This window comes from Cupriavidus sp. PB-02, assembly GCF_058252315.1.
The window spans coordinates 1-14889 of sequence record NZ_JBXPSX010000003.1 but is presented as its reverse complement, the minus strand read 5'-3'; the positions used below and the strand labels follow the sequence as shown (position 1 = coordinate 14889).

13 protein-coding genes and 7 pseudogenes are annotated in these 14889 nt (G+C 64.4%); 9 read left to right on the top strand and 11 right to left on the bottom strand.

Features of this window, described 5'->3' with window-relative positions:
- Positions 1 to 40: 40 nt before the first annotated feature.
- The gene (locus tag AC10V3_RS34385; RefSeq protein ID WP_022540505.1) at positions 41 to 181 is read right to left on the bottom strand and encodes a hypothetical protein; all 141 of its coding nucleotides are present in this window, start codon (positions 179 to 181) and stop codon (positions 41 to 43) included.
- Positions 178 to 1467, bottom strand: coding sequence for an MFS transporter (locus tag AC10V3_RS34380; protein ID WP_022540506.1), 1290 nt, complete (start codon positions 1465 to 1467; stop codon positions 178 to 180). Before AC10V3_RS34380 ends, AC10V3_RS34385 begins: the two co-directional genes overlap by 4 nt.
- Positions 1468 to 1640: 173 nt before the next feature.
- Here AC10V3_RS34380 and AC10V3_RS34375 point away from each other — a divergent pair, with 173 nt between their 5' ends.
- Positions 1641 to 2573 carry a LysR substrate-binding domain-containing protein gene (locus AC10V3_RS34375; protein ID WP_022540507.1) on the top strand — a complete coding sequence of 311 codons (933 nt, stop codon included), beginning with the start codon at positions 1641 to 1643 and terminating at the stop codon, positions 2571 to 2573.
- On the opposite strand, the gene AC10V3_RS34370 is transcribed toward AC10V3_RS34375, so the two are convergent.
- Positions 2542 to 2844 (bottom strand): DUF2917 domain-containing protein, encoded by a 303-nt coding sequence (locus AC10V3_RS34370; protein WP_022540508.1) that lies wholly within the window; start codon positions 2842 to 2844, stop codon positions 2542 to 2544. The genes AC10V3_RS34375 and AC10V3_RS34370 overlap by 32 nt on opposite strands.
- A 215-nt stretch (positions 2845 to 3059) precedes the next feature.
- Between AC10V3_RS34370 and AC10V3_RS34365 the strand changes: the two are divergent.
- The 5 genes and pseudogenes from AC10V3_RS34365 to AC10V3_RS34345 form a co-directional block, all read left to right on the top strand.
- Positions 3060 to 3194: pseudogene (locus AC10V3_RS34365) on the top strand (porin); the annotation flags it as partial.
- Between the two features lie 264 nt (positions 3195 to 3458).
- Positions 3459 to 3620, top strand: a pseudogene (locus AC10V3_RS34360) (pirin-like C-terminal cupin domain-containing protein); the annotation flags it as partial.
- A gap of 72 nt (positions 3621 to 3692) precedes the next feature.
- Positions 3693 to 4370: a hydrolase gene (locus AC10V3_RS34355; protein WP_022540510.1), complete on the top strand. Its 678-nt coding sequence runs from the start codon at positions 3693 to 3695 to the stop codon at positions 4368 to 4370.
- A 112-nt stretch (positions 4371 to 4482) separates the two neighbouring features.
- On the top strand, positions 4483 to 5886 hold the full coding sequence (locus tag AC10V3_RS34350) for an alginate export family protein (RefSeq protein WP_490924411.1): 1404 nt from the start codon (positions 4483 to 4485) through the stop codon (positions 5884 to 5886).
- Positions 5887 to 5983: 97 nt separating this feature from the next.
- Positions 5984 to 6238, top strand: a complete 255-nt coding sequence (locus AC10V3_RS34345) for a DUF2783 domain-containing protein (RefSeq protein WP_490924657.1) — start codon at positions 5984 to 5986, stop codon at positions 6236 to 6238.
- Between the two features lie 61 nt (positions 6239 to 6299).
- Here AC10V3_RS34345 and AC10V3_RS34340 read toward each other — a convergent pair.
- Positions 6300 to 7381: pseudogene (locus AC10V3_RS34340) on the bottom strand (enolase C-terminal domain-like protein).
- A pseudogene (locus tag AC10V3_RS34335) lies at positions 7378 to 8130 on the bottom strand (alpha-hydroxy-acid oxidizing protein); the annotation flags it as partial. The pseudogenes AC10V3_RS34335 and AC10V3_RS34340, both read right to left, overlap by 4 nt.
- A gap of 4 nt (positions 8131 to 8134) precedes the next feature.
- Here AC10V3_RS34335 and AC10V3_RS34330 point away from each other — a divergent pair.
- Positions 8135 to 8281, top strand: a pseudogene (locus AC10V3_RS34330) (RNA-guided endonuclease InsQ/TnpB family protein); the annotation flags it as partial.
- 566 nt (positions 8282 to 8847) lie between these two features.
- Here the strand turns inward: AC10V3_RS34330 and AC10V3_RS34325 are convergent.
- From AC10V3_RS34325 to AC10V3_RS34315, 3 genes are all read right to left on the bottom strand, one after another.
- Complete coding sequence (locus AC10V3_RS34325; protein WP_022540515.1) at positions 8848 to 9312, bottom strand: YaiI/YqxD family protein; 465 nt, start codon at positions 9310 to 9312, stop codon at positions 8848 to 8850.
- Positions 9313 to 9574: 262 nt separating this feature from the next.
- Entirely contained in the window at positions 9575 to 9733 is a 159-nt protein-coding gene (locus tag AC10V3_RS34320; protein WP_349606743.1) for a hypothetical protein, read from the bottom strand.
- A gap of 261 nt (positions 9734 to 9994) precedes the next feature.
- Positions 9995 to 11731 (bottom strand): IS1634 family transposase, encoded by a 1737-nt coding sequence (locus tag AC10V3_RS34315; RefSeq protein WP_022540517.1) that lies wholly within the window; start codon positions 11729 to 11731, stop codon positions 9995 to 9997.
- Between the two features lie 265 nt (positions 11732 to 11996).
- On the opposite strand from AC10V3_RS34315, the pseudogene AC10V3_RS34310 reads away from it, so the two are divergent.
- Positions 11997 to 12291, top strand: a pseudogene (locus tag AC10V3_RS34310) (helix-turn-helix domain-containing protein).
- A gap of 56 nt (positions 12292 to 12347) precedes the next feature.
- Here AC10V3_RS34310 and AC10V3_RS34305 read toward each other — a convergent pair.
- On the bottom strand, positions 12348 to 12659 hold the full coding sequence (locus tag AC10V3_RS34305; protein WP_041682329.1) for a DUF736 domain-containing protein: 312 nt from the start codon (positions 12657 to 12659) through the stop codon (positions 12348 to 12350).
- 190 nt (positions 12660 to 12849) lie between these two features.
- On the opposite strand from AC10V3_RS34305, the gene AC10V3_RS34300 reads away from it, so the two are divergent.
- Positions 12850 to 13059 (top strand): hypothetical protein, encoded by a 210-nt coding sequence (locus tag AC10V3_RS34300; RefSeq protein ID WP_022540519.1) that lies wholly within the window; start codon positions 12850 to 12852, stop codon positions 13057 to 13059.
- Here the strand turns inward: AC10V3_RS34300 and AC10V3_RS34295 are convergent.
- Together AC10V3_RS34295 and AC10V3_RS34290 are read right to left on the bottom strand one after the other, a co-directional pair.
- A pseudogene (locus AC10V3_RS34295) lies at positions 12960 to 13214 on the bottom strand (DUF932 domain-containing protein); the annotation flags it as partial. The gene AC10V3_RS34300 and the pseudogene AC10V3_RS34295 sit on opposite strands and share 100 nt — an antisense overlap.
- A 277-nt stretch (positions 13215 to 13491) precedes the next feature.
- Positions 13492 to 14889: a replication initiation protein gene (locus tag AC10V3_RS34290; RefSeq protein ID WP_041682442.1), complete on the bottom strand. Its 1398-nt coding sequence runs from the start codon at positions 14887 to 14889 to the stop codon at positions 13492 to 13494.

Genomic DNA, 14889 nt, shown 5'->3' with positions numbered 1-14889 from the left:
GGTACTGCGGGCAGCGCGCAACCGCGAGGCATGGCCACTGCTATCGGCACAGCGCCATCAGCTGTACCCACGCCTGCGCATGAGCCGGATCGAGCCACGCCATCAGTGCCACCGCGCACAGGCCCGCCAGGCTGAGCACCGACAGCCATACGCCGAGCGCCGGTCCGCAGCGCGGCCTCATGACCGCGCCGGCGCGAGGCCGGTCCTGACGATCTGCCGGTCGTCGATCGGCCAGTGCAACGTCGCCGCCAGTACGCCCAGCGCCATGGCGCCGAACCAGACCGGGTCGTACGAGCGCGTCAACTCGAACACCAGCCCGCCCAGCCATACGCCGAAAAACGAGCCCAGCTGGTGGCCGATGAACACGAAGCCGAACAGCGTGGCGAGATAGCGCACGCCGAACACCTGTGCGAGGATCCCGTTGGTCAGCGGCACGGTGCCGAGCCACAGGAAGCCCATCGCTGCGCAGAACAAGTACAAAGTCGGCGTGCTTAGCGGCAGCAGCAGGAACACCGCCATCGCCACGGTGCGCGCGAGGTAGATGCCGGCGAGCAGGTATTTCTTGCTGTGGCGACCGCCCAGCAGGCCGAACACGTAGATGCCGGCCACATTGGCGAGCGCGATGATGGCGAGCGCGGCCATGCCGTCGGCCGGACGCATGCCACGGTCCAGCAGATAGGCGGGCAAGTGGCTGGCGATGAAGGCGAGCTGGAAGCCGCAGGCAAGAAAGCCAAGGTTCAGGAGCCAGAAGCCGGAATGGTCGAAGGCCTCGCGCACCGCGCCCAGCAGCGGTGGCTGGCCGCGGGCCATGTTCGTCTCGTCCGCGGTCGGCGCAGGCGCGGCGGCGATCCGGTCCTGGAATGGCAGCGCAAGCGGCAGCAGCACTGCCAGTGCCAGGGCGAGCATCAGCAGCGTGGTCGCCCATCCCGATGCGACCAGCAGCCCCTGGGCGGCCGGCACCAGCGCAAACTGCGCGATGCCGCCGACGGCGCCGGCCAAGCCCAGCGCGCGGCTACGCTGCGCGGCGTCAGTCATCCTGCTCAGCGCGCCATAAATCACGCCGAAGGTCGTGCCGGACAGCGCAATGCCGATACAGACGCCTGCCGACCAGACGAAGGCCGCTGACGTGTCCGCCTGTGTCATCCCGTACAGTCCGGCGGCATACAGGGCCAGTCCGCCGGCCATCACCTTCCACGAGCCGTACCGGTCGGCCAGCATGCCGGTGAAGGGCTGCATCACTCCCCAGGTCAAGTTCTGCATCGCCATCGCGAAGCCGAAGGTCTCGCGGGTCCAGCGGCGCTCGGCGATGATCGGCAGCAAGAACAGCCCCTGCACATGGCGCACGCCCAGCGCCAGCCCCATCAGGAGGCCACCCGCCAGCACGAGCACCCACAGCTCCCGCCACCACGGCGTGGCGGACTGCGGCGAGGCGATGGTAGCGGACGAGTGCGGCAGGCGGGAAGTCATGACGGCCCTTGTCGAAGGATGGCGCCGGCAGGCGCGCGATGGCTCTATTGCAGTCGCCCTGGCGCCGTGCTTCAAGCGATCATTTGGTCGTTCTGCCATGCGCGCCGCGCATGGCAAGGGGGTCGTGGATCGTGCTGTAATGGTGGTTCGCGTGTCTGCCAGGAGGCCATCGCATGTCCGTCCCGCTCGTCCGACTGTTTCCGCTCGACCTGCTCAAGGGCTTCGTCGCCGTCGGGCGACGCATGAGCATTACGCAGGCGGCGGACGATCTGTGCCTGACGCAGTCGGCGGTAAGCCGGCAGATCCACGCGCTGGAGGAGCAGCTGAAGGTGCCGCTGTTCGTGCGCAAGCATCGCGGCGTGGCGTTCACTCCCGAGGGCGAACGGCTGTTTCGCAGCGCCGACAGCGCGCTGCAGCAGCTGCAGGACGTGGTGGCCGAGGTGCGTCGCAACGAGGGCCAGCGGTCGGTCACGGTCACCGCCAGCATCGGCGTGACCGGCTTGTGGCTGCTGCCGCGGCTGGGGAACCTGCAGAAGACGCATCCGCATCTGGATGTGCGCCTGTCCGCCAGCAACCGTATCTGCGACCTGCGTGCCGAGGGCATTGACCTCGCCGTGCGCTATTGCCGCGACGCCGCGGCGCCGCCCGATGCCGTGCGCCTGTTCGGCGAGAACATCGCCCCGGTCGCCCATCCATCGCTGGTGTCCGGGGTCGGCCAGCACGTCGATGCGCTGCTCCAACTGCCGCTGCTGGAATTCGACGATCCCCGTCCGTGGCTGCAATGGCGCAGTTGGCTCGAGCCGCGCGGCTACCATCAGGCGAGCCAGCACGGCATGCTTCGCTTTAATCAATACGACCAGGTCATCCACGCGGCGCTGGCGGGACAGGGCGTCGCACTGGGCCGGCTCGAGCTGGTGCGGCCCCTGATCGATGGCGGCCAGCTGGTGATCGTGCCGACGGCGCTACAAGCGCCGCCGAGCCCGAACGCGTACTGGCTGATCCATGCCTCCGCCCATCCGCGCGAGGACGTCAAGCGCGTGGCCGAATGGATTTGCCGGGAAGCCGTGCACACCGTCAGGTCACCCGCGCGCCCTGCAGCCACCTGAACCAGCTGAGCCAAGGACGGCCGGCGCGACGCGGGTGCGGCGGCGCTTCGATCTCGCACAACGCGGGGCCGGCGCCGTGCAGCGCGGCGAGAAACACCTCGGCGTCGCCGTGCAGCCGATAGCGCTCGCCGGGCGCGAGCAAGATGTCCGGGGACGGCCGGTCCCGCGCTTCGAACGTCAGCCACAGGCTGCCGCCGCGGCAGACCAGTTCCGCGCCGGCCCGCAGTCGCAGGCGCAGGCATTCTGCTTCAAGGGAAAGGGTGCATGACATGAAAAGCTCCGGTGGGCCTTTCAATTGTGCGAACCGGCGTCGTGGCTTGCCATGAGCATTGCGTCGGCCGGCCATACGTCAGCGGCATGCAAGGCGCGACAGCCCGCTGCACGGGTTCCAAATGTGGACTATCTGCATTACCGGGTGGCAGCCGTGGGCTCTGTCTTCAGCGGCCGCATTCACCTAAGCGGCCGGACGGCCATCGTACGCACGTTATTCGCCCGCACACTCAGCGCAATGTCCAGGCGCAAACTGGGGCGACGCTGTACGGCGTGATCGACGGCTCGGTGGAATACGTAAATCGCGTCGCTGCATACGCCGCCACACTTGCCACCGGCGGTAGCCGCTTCGTCAATGCCCCTCACGTCACTTTCGACTTAGCCATCGTTCACCAAATAGAACTCTGAGGTCAAACTTCCCCGCCTACTCGGTCATGTTCCCCGGACCTATTCTCCTTCCATCGCCGCCACGCATTCGGCAACGGCACCAAAGGGAATTAAGGTGAGAAGTGTGCTCGGTATCCACTCCGAGGCGTTCACCCGCAACGGTGGCGCCCTGGAGATGGTGCAACTCTGGGGCAACCTGCCCGCCCGGCAGAAGATGACGACAGCGTGTCGCTGGATGCCTCCACCGACGCCACCGTACTGCTGCTCGCGGGCGGGCCCATCGACGAGCGCGTGGTTGGCTACGGCCCGTTCGTGATGAACACCGAGCAAGAAATCCGGCAGGCCGTGAGCGACTACAACAGCGGCCGCCTTGTCCCTGCAGCCGCCTGATCTTCCCTCCCGCCGCGCCAGGCACGGCGGGGCCTCTTCACGCAGTACGCCCTTCTGACAAGGAGCAACACCATGAGCCAACCCGCAAACTTCAATGGCAAGCGCCCCGCCATCGACCCGGCCGATCCCGCCATGCTGCTGATCGACCACCAGAGCGGCCTGTTCCAGACCGTCGGCGACATGCCCATGCCGGAACTGCGCCTGCGCGCGGCAGCCCTGGCCAAAATGGCGACGCTATCCAAGCTGCCCGTCATCACGACCGCTTCGGTGCCCCAAGGTCCCAACGGTCCGCTGATTCCCGAGATCCACGAGAATGCCCCGCACGCCAAGTACGTCGCCCGCAAGGGTGAAATCAATGCCTGGGACAATCCCGATTTTGTTGCCGCGGTCGAGGCGACAGGGCGCAAGACGCTGATCATCGCCGGCACCATCACCAGCGTCTGCATGGCGTTCCCGGCGATCAGCGCGGTAGCGGACGGCTACAAGGTGTTCGCCGTGGTGGACGCCTCGGGCACGTACTCGAAGATGGCCCAGGAAATCACGCTGGCGCGCGTGGTCCAGGCAGGCGTGGTGCCCATGGACACGGCCGCGGTAGCGTCCGAACTGCAGCAAACCTGGCACCGTGACGACGCGCAGCAATGGGCTGAGGTCTACACCAAGATATTCCCGGCCTATCAGCTGCTGATCGAAAGCTACATGAAGGCACAGGACGTACAGAAGAACGGCGAGGTCCTGGACTCGGCACGTTGATCCCCGGCGCTGCATGGCCCTCGCGGCCATGCAGCATGGGGCGCAGCGCCCAAGGCGGGCCTGGATTGGCGGCGCTTCAACGCGCGGCGTCACTACATGATTCGTCAGCGACATGACACGCACCGTCGTTCCTACCCTGGCGCTTGCCCTGGCATTGGCTGGCATGCCATGCCACGGCAGCGCGCAAGGGTCGGCCCCGGCCTACAGCTTCCTCCGCTACAACGAGGACTTCCGCTACCTGCAGGATCCGGCCAGGCGGAGCGACCCCTGGGACCCGATCAAGTTCATTCCCGTAGGCGCGCCAAGCGCCTACCTGAGCCTGGGCGGCGAAATCCGGGAGCGCTTCGAAGACTATTCCGCGCCCAACTTCGGCGTGCCGGGCCCGTCCGCGGACGGCTACCTGCTGCATCGCATCCTGCTCCATGCCGACCTGCACGCTGGCGACTATGTCCGTGGGTTCGTCCAGCTCGGCAACCACTTCGCATTCGGCAAGGAAATCGCCACGCCGCCGTATGAAGACCGGCTGGATATACAGCAGGTTTTTGTCAACATACGCCTGCCAACCGCGGACAGCCCCCCCACTTCCGAGCTGCCAGTCCTGCGCGTTGGACGTCAGGAAATGGCATTTGGCTCGCAACGCCTGATCTCCGTGCGCGACGCGCCCAACGTCAGGCGCTCCTTCGACGGTGCTCGCCTTGGCGGCAATGTAGGCGATGTGAGGCTGGATGCGTTTGCCACACGCCCGGTACTACTGAAGGCCGGCAATTTCGATGACCAGCCCAACCACGCGCAAGGCTTCTGGGGTCTCCACTCAACCTTTCCGAAGACGTTCATCGCGAATTCGGGTGTGGATTTCTACTACCTCGGCTTCGAGAACAGCCGGGCCCTCTACAGCGTTGGAACGGGCGTGGAGCGAAGGCATTCGGTCGGTGGGCGTGTGTTCGGCAGCCACGGCCGGTGGGACTGGGACTGGGAAGCGCTGGCGCAATTCGGCAGCTTCGGCCAGCAGGACCTGATCGCCTGGGGCTTCTCCACCGATACCGGCCATGCCTTCCTGCTGGGGGGATGGGGCGCGCGCGCCGGCGTGAAGGCCACTGTGGGCAGCGGCGACCGCGATCCCCGCGACGGCAAGCTGGGGACCTATGGCGGCTTGTTCCCCAAGCTCGCCTATTTCAACCAGGCGGGCCTGCTCGGCGCCTCGAACGTGATGGACCTGCAGCCTTCGCTGACCCTGAAGCCGACGGCGAAGCTGCGGTTCACCGTGTCCTGGGACTTCATCTGGCGCCAGACCACAAACGATGCGGTCTACACGGCGGCGGCATTTCCCATTGCCGGCACAGCGGGACAGCCCGGGCGCTACACCGGCAGCCAGCTGGCTTTCGACGTCTACTGGCAGGTCGACCGCCATATCGTGATCAATGCCGGTTTGGTCCACGTGGACGTGTCCAGGGTGCTGAGCACGGTGGGCGGGCACAATACCAACTTCACATATGTGTCGGCAGCCTATTCGTTCTGACGGCATGCACACAAAGGCGCGGCATCGCTGCACTTTCGGCGGAGCTCACGCCAGATTCGCGCGGACGACGCTACGGTAATACGCGACCAAGGCATCCATCACCACCTGCCTAACCGTAACGTCGCTTGACCCTGGATTCAACAGAACGGTTTCGGTCATCAGATGGGGCGCGGCCGCCCAACCGATCCTGCTGCTCGCCAACCACATCCGCGATCCGGCCGTGCTACGCCAAGCCATGGCGCTGGTGCGCGAAGGCATCGCGGTTTCCGCGCAGGCCGCGCGGGCCGCGACCCGGCTACAGGTGGCACCGGGTGGCGCCGCAAGCGCTATTCGCGCATCTTCTCCTCCATGAAGGCCCGCAGCACGTCCATCGCGGGTGCCTCGGTCCGCCGCTGCAGGCTGTGCGTTCGGAATCAGACGGCGAAGCGCTCAACCTCGCCTTCCCGCCAGACGATGCCGGCTCCAGCGGATTGACCGAAGTGAGCCATGCCGTTCTTGAATTCGATAGCTGGTTCGAGAATCGGGCCGGCGAGATCCATCCGCTCGAGCCAATGACAGGTAGGGGTTACCGCTAGAAGATGGGCGCTGAACTCCTGGAAGATGTGACTCGACATGGGAAGCCCGGCTTGCTCGGCCAATGCGCTGGCACGTAACCATCCGCTTACGCCGCCGATCTTCATCAGGTCCGGCATGCAAAGGTCACACGCTCGCACTGCGAGCGCCTTGGCCATGTCCTCCGGGCCGAACCAGTTCTCGCCCAGCTGCACGGGGACGTTCAGGGCGGCGCGGACCGCGGCATGGCCCTCGTAGTCGTGCTGCAAGGTCGGCTCTTCGATCCAGGCAATCCCTTCCTGTTCAAGCGCGCGCCCCTGGCGGGTGGCTTCCGGCACGGTCAGGCCCTGGTTGTAATCGACCAATATCTGGACGTCGCTGCCGACGGCGGCGCGAATGGCGCGTACGACGGCGATATCCTCCTCCAGCGTCGGATACCCGATCTTCGTCTTGACGGCGGTGAAGCCCTGCTCGACCGCTGCTTTCGCGCGCTCCCTGCCCAGCGCTACGCCATCCATGCTGTGACTGTCGTACGCGCGTAGCGGCCGCGCTTTGCCGCCAAGAAGTTCCACAAGCGGCAGGCCGCACGCCCTTGCCAGGGCATCCCACGCTGCCATATCGATACCCGCTGTTGCCATCCTCACGATGCCGGTATTGCCGATGAGGCGAAAGCGCGACTGCAGCGCCTGGTCGATGGCGTACGGGGCGAGCGGCATACCGCCGACTACGATCGCCAGCTCTTCGACCATCCGATGCACGGGCTTCAGCGCGAGCGGCGTATAAGTGAACACATAGGCCCGTCCCGTGACCCCGGCATCGGTCAGCAGGTCGATCAGTACCAGCGGCGACGACGCCACCGTTCCAACCGCGGTTCTGACCGATACTGCAGCGGCACGTTGACGGACCGCGCACGCAGGCCGGTAATCTTGATCTCGTTCTTCATGGTGTACCGCAAAGAAGCGGCTCATTCGAATGCCGGTCTCCCTGTGCTTGCGGAGTGGCGGCCCAGATATAGTCACTGTTCAGTTGCGTCACGGCCGGACAGCCGATTTGCGCGAGGGTGGTATCGATCTCGCCCCTGAGCATGGACAAGACCGCTTCCACGCCGCGCTCGCCGTGTGCCGCGAGGGCATACAGCGTTGCCCTCCCGAGCAGCACCGCGCTTGCGCCCAACGCAACGGCCTTGACCACGTCGGAACCGCGGCGCACGCCACTGTCGATCAATACCGGCGCCGCGACACGTCTCACCGTGGCAGCCAACGTGTCGAGCGGCGCGATGGCCCCGTCCAGTTGCCGACCACCGTGGTTGGACAGGATGACGCCGTCCGCACCGAGGGCGATGCAGCGCTCGGCATCGTCGGGGCGGCTGAGGCCTTTGATCAGCAACGTGTGCGGCCACATGTCGCGCAGCCATTTGAGGTCGTGCCACGCAAAGCTGGCATCCATCTGGCGGCTCATCAGAGCCGCCTGTAGCTCGGCGTCCCTGACGTCTTCTGACGCAAAGTTGGCGAGCTGCGGCATGCCATGCCGGACGAAATCGCAGGACCAGCGCGGATGCAAGATGCCATCGAGCAGCGTGCGCAGGCTGTAACGCATCGGCATGGCGAATCCGTTGCGCAGGTCGCGTTCGCGCTTGCCATTGACGCCGACGTCCGTGGTCAGTACCAGCGTCGTATAGCCGGCGGCCAGCGCGCATCGCATCGTGCGGGACTTCGACTACATCGCGGTGGGTAATGTGAATGCCGCCAGCCTCGCCAGAACCAGCATGGCGAAGTCCGTCCTCGATGCAGGCTGGTCGTCTGATTCAACACGACTGCGGTCTAGATCGACATACATGGGTGCAGCGCAGAAGTAAGTCAGCCAGTCCGAGAGGCCTTACCGGCCCGAGACTTTCGGCGATCCTCGCTCCCAGCGATGATCTGTGCCAAGCTGATCGAGGAGGAAGAAGGCAACTTGATTTGGCCACGCAGCGAAACGGCAGCCGGACGGCCTCGCCCATTGCGGCGGGGCGCTTTCGCTCCGCCTACGTCCGAGGGACGGGGGCTTCACCCTACTAGGTCGACAAGCAAGGCGTACCCATTTCTGCGTGAGGTGCGATCATGAGCCTCGCGGCGCGATGCGCGGTACCTCATACGCTAAGTCGAACATTCGCCTTGTGGGGAAAGGACGGTTCACGGACCCATTGCAGGCGGTAAGAATGCCGACGTCGATGGTGGCTCGCAGAGCGGAATGAGACATTGGGGCTGCAGAATCGCCAGAGTTACCTGCAAACTGCTCGAGAGCTATGCCTGGAGAGTGCGCCGATTTTGGCGACTAGAAGCGCTGCAGACACAGGCCATAGGGCAGCCACAGCCAGCGGTACCTTGCCCCAAGGCCGGCCCAGTATTGCGTTGCTGTGGCTTGCACGCCTCAGGCGACCGCACCTGGCGGCGCATGGCGTGCCAGGAAACGGTCCAATTGGCCAGCGAACGCCTTGCTATCCTGTGGGGCGTACGGTGCCGGTCCGCCGGTATCGACGCCCGAGCCGCGGAGCTGGTCCATCACCTCGCGCATCGTTAGGCGCTCCTGGATATTCTCACGGCTAAACCAGGTTCCTCGTGGGTCGAGCACGTAGGCGCCCTTGTCGAGGGCAGCGGCGGCAAGAGCTATGTCCGCCGTAATCACGAGGTCACCGCTGCTGACCAGCTCGATGATACGGTCATCGGCTACGTCGAAGCCCGCCGGCACTTGCAGTGCCTTGATAAAGCGGGAAGGCGGCGTGCGCATATACTGGTTCGCCACCAGCGTGACGCACACCTCGAGACGCTGTGCGGCCCGATACAACATTTCCTTGACGACAACCGGGCAGGCGTCTGCGTCAACCAGTACTTGCATCGCGGGATTTCCAATTTAGGGAGGGAACGCCCATATTACTGCCTCCCCGCGTCTCGACGGGACGAACGTCGGCCGGCGAGTGGTCTTTTATCGGTGCGTCCGCCGGCAACGGTCCCCGTACCAACGCAGACCGGCCTTTCGCCAGCACTATGCGCTTGTTCGTTGCTATCCGGTAAACGTTTACTCCGGCGATAGTCGACCCCAAAGCAGCCAGGTAGGCACGCTGATGTCCGACTGCGGCTCCCCAACCCAGAGTAGGACATTAGCCAATCAGCACCCATTGTTTCGCAGTGGCGTTGTTTGACCCCTTGTTCCAATACTGGCCGCCTGACAGCTTTGCAGCTGTCGGAGACTCGATCATCAGTGCGCGAGAATCAGTCGCCGTCGCGACGCCCGCATTGGTGTCGTCGAAGCGCAGCATGTGAATGGTCGCTGCAGGGTCGGCGCTCTTGCAGATGCCCTTGTTCGTCCCCGAAAACACACGCGGCCAGCCAAGAGGGGCGCGCTTCGCCGAGATGGTGCCAGTTGCTGTCTGATCGGCGATGCCTGCCGCGGCATTGGCATCCGCGGGCCGTCGGGCCGGGAGGGCAGGGCGATTCTAAGCCGAAGTTCCCCAACCCCCTGGGCGAGTTTCCCCTTGTGCGACAGGCACTTGGCGTAATTCCCGGGTTCCGATTTCTGTCTACACGCGGATTTGCTGAAGCAATTCCAGAGCCTGCTTCTGTTTCGCGTTTGCCGTGGTGACGTGTTCGAACGTCGGCACTTCAGCGCCAGCGCTGGGTGTGCGGCAGGTGTTACGCACGATCGTGGCGAGTTCGGCCATCAAGCTCGAGAAGCTGTGCACGGGCGTGCCGTCGTCAAGTGTGTGGCGCGCCGCCTTGGCCAGCGCTGCCGCAGAGCGCACGGCAGGCGCCACCGGATCACGCGTGGCCTTGGCGGCCTGATCCGGGTCGGCGAACATCAGTTCGCGCCAAGCCTCACGCATGTGCCATTCGACGTAGTAGGCCAGCATGCACAGCAGGATATGCGCACGCACCCGATCGGCCGTGCGGTGATGGATTGGCCGCACCTTCAGGTCCACCGTTTTTAGCGAACGGAACGCGCGCTCCACGTTGGCCAGCGCCTTGTAGTTGCGCACGCACTCGGCCGAGTCCATCTGCGCCGCACTCACCGAAGTGCGGATGATGTAGAGGCCGTCGAGCGCCGCCTCGCGGGCGATGCCCTCGCTGTTGCGGCTGAACGTGAAGGCCGCGTCGTCGATACTCAGCGCAAAGTGCTTGGCCACCTTGTACTTGTCGATCACCTTGCCCACGCGCAGGCCGATCTGATCGCGCCCGGCAAGCTTGCCCGCCTGCACGCGGGCAACGATCGGCTGCAGGCACGCCTCGGTGGCCGCCAGCAACTCTTCTCGCTTGTGGGCACGTAGCCTGGCCAGTTCCGGATTGCGGCACGCCACCAGCCGCTCGCCCGGATAGTCCGGTGAACTCAGCTCCAGCAGATTGCGCTCGTCGAACAGGCCAAGCTGCAGTTGCCCTTGCTCGAGCAGCGGGCGGATCGAGGCGCTCTTGAGCGCGGTGATCCAGCCCAGGTCACCGCCTTCGCGCATCTGGTCGATGGCCTTGCTGGAGATCATGCCGCGATCGCCCACCATGACCAATCGGGAGAGACCAAATTCCTCTTGCAGGCGCCGCACCTCGGGCATGAAGGTCTGGCTGTCGGCCACGTTGCCCTCATGCACCGACACCGCCACTGGGCAGCCGCGCGCATCGGTGAGCAAGCCGTAGTTGACCTGTAGCAGCCCCTTCTTGCCATCGCGGCTGTAGCCAAGCTTGGCCAGCGGGCAGGTGCTGCCCTCGAAGTAGCTGGAGCTCAGGTCATACAGCACCAGGCCACCGGCGCTCAAGTGGCGCGCGGCGAGCTTCTTCTGGATTGTGCCCTGGCGCGCGAGCAGCCAGTCCATTGCCGCGTACAGGTCGTTCTCGTTGGCCTCGGTCACGCCGAAGTCCTCCGCCAGGGTGCTGGTGTGCCACCAGCGCGTGGTGGCCAGCTTCGTGTGCGGCGCCGCGATGCGCGCGGCCACCATCGCCAGCACCAGGTCGCGCTCGCGCGAAGGCTTGGAGGCGATCAGCGAGGCAAAGCCCAGACGCTGCATGGCCGTGGCCACCGCCTGCACGTGGCCGTGAGCGCGCGAGCGTGTCACCTCGAACGCCTCGCCCAGCGGCACGAAGGTCTCGCCCTTGAGTGAGCGGCGGATGATCTCGATCAGTGCCTCGGGCAAGTGGGACAGGTTGCCCAGCGTCTCGTTCTTGACCACGCCGTCCTCGCGGTAACTGCGCCGCAACAGGTGGGTGCGATAGATCTGGTCCTTGTACTTGCGGGTCGTCGTAACGACGTGAGCGGTTCCGTTTCGTGCTGGCATAGCCAGCAGAATAGGAGAAAACCCGCCAATGTCAAGAACTTTTAGTGACTACAAAATGAGGGCATCGAACGCCCCCCGATGAGCCGATTCCTCAATCAGGAAAAGGGCTTCGCGACGCCGCAGCCGCGGCGTCGGCATGGAACTTCGGTCTAAGGGTCGCGCGGCCGGGCAGAAAATGACAAGATCGCCGCCAGCCTATGCTGGCGCGACATTGCCCAGTCACGGCGATTCCACGCTCTTGCGGCCCTTGCGGTAGGAGGTCGGGCTGCGCTGCATCCGCACAGTCAGGAAAGCGCGCGGCTTGAGCCAGGAAGCGTTCTCCGACGTGTCTAGCTGTACCTACATGAGTTCCCTGGAGCGCGGCCTGAAAAGCCCGACCATGCACAAGCTGACCGAGCTGTGCGAGGTCATGGAAGTGCATCCGCTCACGCTGCTAACGCTGGTTATGCCGGCGACAGCACGCGCAAAGCCGACCAGCGTCTGGCGCAGGTGCGCCGGGAATGCGCCGGGAGCTGGAGGCGGGGTTGAAGGAACGCGACGACCCGCAGGCGCATGCGTGACAGGCTGCGTCAGCGGCACGGCGCCCGCCGCATGGACGGGGCGCCGTGGAGGGCCGTCAGATTACCGGTTTGCCGCGCGACCAGATCAGGTTGTGCATGCCGTCTTCTTCCTCGATCGGCCGGGCATAGATCGTCGCCGGGAATGAAGGATCGTCCAGGGTCACGGACAGGTAGGGCCGCTCGGACTGGCTGACTTTCTTCCACGCCGCGCCGAGGTCATAGCCGCCGGCCGCCTGGACGCGGAAGTCGGGGGCGTTCTCGCTCGCCTTGTCGTCGGGGATGAACCGGACCTTGACGTTGAGCGTCAGGGTGCGGACCGTGCCGATGAAGCCGTCGTTCTGAGCGGTGAAGGTGCCGATGTTGGCCATGATGCTTTCTCCTTTCGGGTTATCCAAGGTCGCGCCCATCGCGTCCTTGTTGTGATCCGATCAGCGGGGGCCGGGCTGGCTGCACCGCTTGCGGCCGACACGCAGTGGAGGACCTGGTGGGGCGAACAATTTGCTGCGCGAGGAAGCCGCGCAGCGGCGGGGAAATTGTTGGTGCCGGAAGGTTGCGGCCATGAAGACCGAGGCGCAGCCGCGCCCCTGCCAGGATGCACAACAGCTAAAGGACGCATGGGCCGACCTCACCGAAAGGAGCCGTGGCCGACTCGGCATCCTCGCATATCGGCTGCTCGTGCCGTCGTGCGAGTTCAAGAGGATGATTTCGTTGGCCTCGCTGCCGTTGATCTGGCTGGCATGGCGCAGCCGGATCATGTGCGTGGTGTAGTGGCAGCGGTTTTCCTGCCGCACGCGGGTCTGGCACACCATGAAGGGCTGGAACCCTTCACCGCGCAGTTCCTGCAAGACAGTTGCGGTCGGGATGTAGCTGTACCGTTGCGAGCGGGTCGAAGACGGCCACGGCCGCAAGCGCCCAAGGCGCACAGCCCTTGACGGCGAGAACGTCGTGAAACGGTGAAGGGAACAGCAAGACCGTCCTCTCCTTCCCGCAGAAACTACTGGTAAGCGTAGCGCGCAGGCCGGAGGGCCGGAAGCGTCAGAGACCAAAGCCGGATAGCCGCGCCTCTCCAGGGGCGCGGGCCCGCAACCGCCGACGGCGGAACGCAGAGATAGACTTGATAGCTCCGCGGAGATCGAACGTAGCGCCTCGCGATAGTTGCGCGCGCTGACGCGATCGGCCCGGTAGGAAAAATCTGCAGCTTCAGGCGCGCGAGGTTGCCAGACGCCCAAACACGAATTGGCCCAGATACCATGCCAACTCCGAGTTTGCCAGGATGTCGTCTTCGGATACGGACGATGCCTCCAGCTTCATCCGTCTCAACACAAGCTTGCCCTCGCGCGAGGCCAGCCATGCACGGACAAACTCCCGTCGAGCTTTGGTATCCGCTGCCCCGAAGTGCTCGCGCCCTTGCCGCGATTCTTCGTTCATGCGAGCGCGGGTCTCGTCTTCGCGCGAGGCAACGCTGCGCTCCACAGTTGTCTTGACAGCAATCTTCGCGGCTTCCTTCTCTGCTTCCTCGGTGAGGAGTTTGGTCTGAACTTGAACCATCGTCCGTTCGGCATCTGACATCCGCCAGTTGTCGCGCAAGGCCTTCATCAGGTACCCAGCGGGGCTCTTCTTGATCTGCCCGCGATTCAACTTAAACCGTGTGTACTCGATTGCCTGCAGAATGCGATCATCGCTCCATGTCTCGCGGTTCTCGGAAATCTCGCTGAACTGCCGGGTGGAAAGGTTGAACTCTTCCTTCAGAATCTTGTAGAGCTGACTGGCATCGGACAGGCTGGCCATGACAGCGTCGGCGGTGTCCTTACGCTTGAGCAGGAACCGAATCCGGTCGACTTTCTTCGACGACGTGGATTCGGTCTTGGTTTCATATGACAGGTCGATGTCCGAGATCTCATTGATTTCACGGACCGCCGGCTCAAGCCAGTCGCGCTTGAAGTATTTGAAGATGGTCGCATTCGCGCCCATCTTTCCCGGCCAGGTCCGCATCTCATCCAGCTTGATCCAGTCTGTGCGCGCGTTAGGCACACTTGGCAGAACCTTGTCATAGATCGCGCGCGCAAGGCTGCGGGTAAAAGACGTGGAGATTCGAAGGCTGAGCCAGTGAGACTTGCGGGGGTCTCGAATGTGTGGAATCAAGCTGTGATGCACATCGAAACGGACGCGGCCGCGATGCAGAGCCACCATGCCTATCAGCTGAACCTGAACCCAGATATCCTGTTCCTCGGGCTCACGGTCTGATGGTGTATTAGTGACACGGACCTTCGCGTTCTGCGCTTCGTCCGCGATGGTACGCAGATGCTTCAGGTTGCGGCTGTCATAGCGCATCAACCACTTGAAGTAGTTCAGCTCGACATCGTATTGGTCACGAGCTTCCGGCTCTTGTGCGACGATGAAATACGCGGCATCGAGGAACCGTCGCGCCGCCAACCCCATGTTGACGATTTCCGTGAAGAAATTGTTGCGCTGATAGCCGATCTCGCGGTTGGCCTCGTTGATGGGCATCCCGAGGTCAAACATGTCCTCGAACAACGCGAGCGCCATTTGGCGAGGCGTTGTCCTCGCTGCGGCCTCCACCGGATTCTCCGTCGCCAT

Coding starts and splice junctions, on each gene's coding strand:
- AC10V3_RS34385 (WP_022540505.1), bottom strand. CDS start 181: ATGAGGCCGCGCTGCGGACCGGCGCTCGGCGTATGGCTGTCGGTGCTC.
- AC10V3_RS34305 (WP_041682329.1), bottom strand. CDS start 12,659: ATGGCCAACATCGGCACCTTCACCGCTCAGAACGACGGCTTCATCGGC.
- AC10V3_RS34370 (WP_022540508.1), bottom strand. CDS start 2,844: ATGTCATGCACCCTTTCCCTTGAAGCAGAATGCCTGCGCCTGCGACTG.
- AC10V3_RS34300 (WP_022540519.1), top strand. CDS start 12,850: ATGAAGACCGAGGCGCAGCCGCGCCCCTGCCAGGATGCACAACAGCTA.
- AC10V3_RS34325 (WP_022540515.1), bottom strand. CDS start 9,312: ATGCAAGTACTGGTTGACGCAGACGCCTGCCCGGTTGTCGTCAAGGAA.
- AC10V3_RS34375 (WP_022540507.1), top strand. CDS start 1,641: ATGTCCGTCCCGCTCGTCCGACTGTTTCCGCTCGACCTGCTCAAGGGC.
- AC10V3_RS34350 (WP_490924411.1), top strand. CDS start 4,483: ATGACACGCACCGTCGTTCCTACCCTGGCGCTTGCCCTGGCATTGGCT.
- AC10V3_RS34320 (WP_349606743.1), bottom strand. CDS start 9,733: ATGCTGCGCTTCGACGACACCAATGCGGGCGTCGCGACGGCGACTGAT.
- AC10V3_RS34290 (WP_041682442.1), bottom strand. CDS start 14,889: ATGGCGACGGAGAATCCGGTGGAGGCCGCAGCGAGGACAACGCCTCGC.
- AC10V3_RS34315 (WP_022540517.1), bottom strand. CDS start 11,731: ATGCCAGCACGAAACGGAACCGCTCACGTCGTTACGACGACCCGCAAG.
- AC10V3_RS34380 (WP_022540506.1), bottom strand. CDS start 1,467: ATGACTTCCCGCCTGCCGCACTCGTCCGCTACCATCGCCTCGCCGCAG.
- AC10V3_RS34355 (WP_022540510.1), top strand. CDS start 3,693: ATGAGCCAACCCGCAAACTTCAATGGCAAGCGCCCCGCCATCGACCCG.